The organism is Bacillus hominis (assembly GCF_030348325.1).
In the GTDB taxonomy this organism is placed as follows: Bacteria; Bacillota; Bacilli; order Bacillales; family Bacillaceae_G; genus Bacillus_A; species Bacillus_A hominis.
Genome location: NZ_JAUCFS010000005.1, coordinates 272,501 through 275,000 on the forward strand (window position 1 = coordinate 272,501; position 2,500 = coordinate 275,000).

Below are 2,500 nucleotides of genomic sequence, written 5' to 3' on the forward strand. Positions count from 1 at the left end.
GTAACACTGAATGGAGGCCCGAACCCACGCACGTTGAAAAGTGCGGGGATGAGGTGTGGGTAGCGGAGAAATTCCAATCGAACCTGGAGATAGCTGGTTCTCCCCGAAATAGCTTTAGGGCTAGCCTTAAGTGTTAGAGTCTTGGAGGTAGAGCACTGATTGAACTAGGGGTCCTCATCGGATTACCGAATTCAGTCAAACTCCGAATGCCAATGACTTATCCTTAGGAGTCAGACTGCGAGTGATAAGATCCGTAGTCAAGAGGGAAACAGCCCAGATCGCCAGCTAAGGTCCCAAAGTGTGTATTAAGTGGAAAAGGATGTGGAGTTGCTTAGACAACTAGGATGTTGGCTTAGAAGCAGCCACCATTTAAAGAGTGCGTAATAGCTCACTAGTCGAGTGACTCTGCGCCGAAAATGTACCGGGGCTAAATACACCACCGAAGCTGCGAATTGATACCAATGGTATCAGTGGTAGGGGAGCGTTCTAAGTGCAGTGAAGTCAGACCGGAAGGACTGGTGGAGCGCTTAGAAGTGAGAATGCCGGTATGAGTAGCGAAAGACGGGTGAGAATCCCGTCCACCGAATGCCTAAGGTTTCCTGAGGAAGGCTCGTCCGCTCAGGGTTAGTCAGGACCTAAGCCGAGGCCGACAGGCGTAGGCGATGGACAACAGGTTGATATTCCTGTACCACCTCTTTATCGTTTGAGCAATGGAGGGACGCAGAAGGATAGAAGAAGCGTGCGATTGGTTGTGCACGTCCAAGCAGTTAGGCTGATAAGTAGGCAAATCCGCTTATCGTGAAGGCTGAGCTGTGATGGGGAAGCTCCTTATGGAGCGAAGTCTTTGATTCCCCGCTGCCAAGAAAAGCTTCTAGCGAGATAAAAGGTGCCTGTACCGCAAACCGACACAGGTAGGCGAGGAGAGAATCCTAAGGTGTGCGAGAGAACTCTGGTTAAGGAACTCGGCAAAATGACCCCGTAACTTCGGGAGAAGGGGTGCTTTCTTAACGGAAAGCCGCAGTGAATAGGCCCAAGCGACTGTTTAGCAAAAACACAGGTCTCTGCGAAGCCGTAAGGCGAAGTATAGGGGCTGACACCTGCCCGGTGCTGGAAGGTTAAGGAGAGGGGTTAGCGTAAGCGAAGCTCTGAACTGAAGCCCCAGTAAACGGCGGCCGTAACTATAACGGTCCTAAGGTAGCGAAATTCCTTGTCGGGTAAGTTCCGACCCGCACGAAAGGTGTAACGATTTGGGCACTGTCTCAACCAGAGACTCGGTGAAATTATAGTACCTGTGAAGATGCAGGTTACCCGCGACAGGACGGAAAGACCCCGTGGAGCTTTACTGTAGCCTGATATTGAATTTTGGTACAGTTTGTACAGGATAGGCGGGAGCCATTGAAACCGGAGCGCTAGCTTCGGTGGAGGCGCTGGTGGGATACCGCCCTGACTGTATTGAAATTCTAACCTACGGGTCTTATCGACCCGGGAGACAGTGTCAGGTGGGCAGTTTGACTGGGGCGGTCGCCTCCTAAAGTGTAACGGAGGCGCCCAAAGGTTCCCTCAGAATGGTTGGAAATCATTCGTAGAGTGCAAAGGCATAAGGGAGCTTGACTGCGAGACCTACAAGTCGAGCAGGGACGAAAGTCGGGCTTAGTGATCCGGTGGTTCCGCATGGAAGGGCCATCGCTCAACGGATAAAAGCTACCCCGGGGATAACAGGCTTATCTCCCCCAAGAGTCCACATCGACGGGGAGGTTTGGCACCTCGATGTCGGCTCATCGCATCCTGGGGCTGTAGTCGGTCCCAAGGGTTGGGCTGTTCGCCCATTAAAGCGGTACGCGAGCTGGGTTCAGAACGTCGTGAGACAGTTCGGTCCCTATCCGTCGTGGGCGTAGGAAATTTGAGAGGAGCTGTCCTTAGTACGAGAGGACCGGGATGGACGCACCGCTGGTGTACCAGTTGTTCTGCCAAGGGCATAGCTGGGTAGCTATGTGCGGAAGGGATAAGTGCTGAAAGCATCTAAGCATGAAGCCCCCCTCAAGATGAGATTTCCCATAGCGTAAGCTAGTAAGATCCCTGAAAGATGATCAGGTTGATAGGTTCGAGGTGGAAGCATGGTGACATGTGGAGCTGACGAATACTAATAGATCGAGGACTTAACCATATAATATGTAGCAATGTTATCTAGTTTTGAAGGAATATACCTTCATCAGTTTGGTGATGATGGCAGAGAGGTCACACCCGTTCCCATACCGAACACGGAAGTTAAGCTCTCTAGCGCCGATGGTAGTTGGGACCTTGTCCCTGTGAGAGTAGGACATTGCCAGGCAAACGAAAACACAAGTCTTTTGACTTGTGTTTTTTTGTATATTTGTTTCGTTAGAAACAAGAGTGAAAACATTGATTGTCAATTCATATCAAGCGGAAGATCATAATAAAGGTGAAGTGTCTTTATTAAACTATATGTATTTCGCTATAGGATCATTACCAGTTATATCGT

The 2,500-nt window shown here is 50.3% G+C and carries 2 rRNA genes (1 of these 2 only partly in view); both read left to right on the plus strand.

What is annotated here, in order from left to right:
• Positions 1 to 2,164, plus strand: a 23S ribosomal RNA gene (locus tag QUF93_RS03945) (it extends 758 nt beyond the left edge of the window).
• Positions 2,165 to 2,213: 49 nt separating this feature from the next.
• A 5S ribosomal RNA gene (gene rrf, locus QUF93_RS03950) occupies positions 2,214 to 2,329 on the plus strand.
• Positions 2,330 to 2,500: the final 171 nt, after the last annotated feature.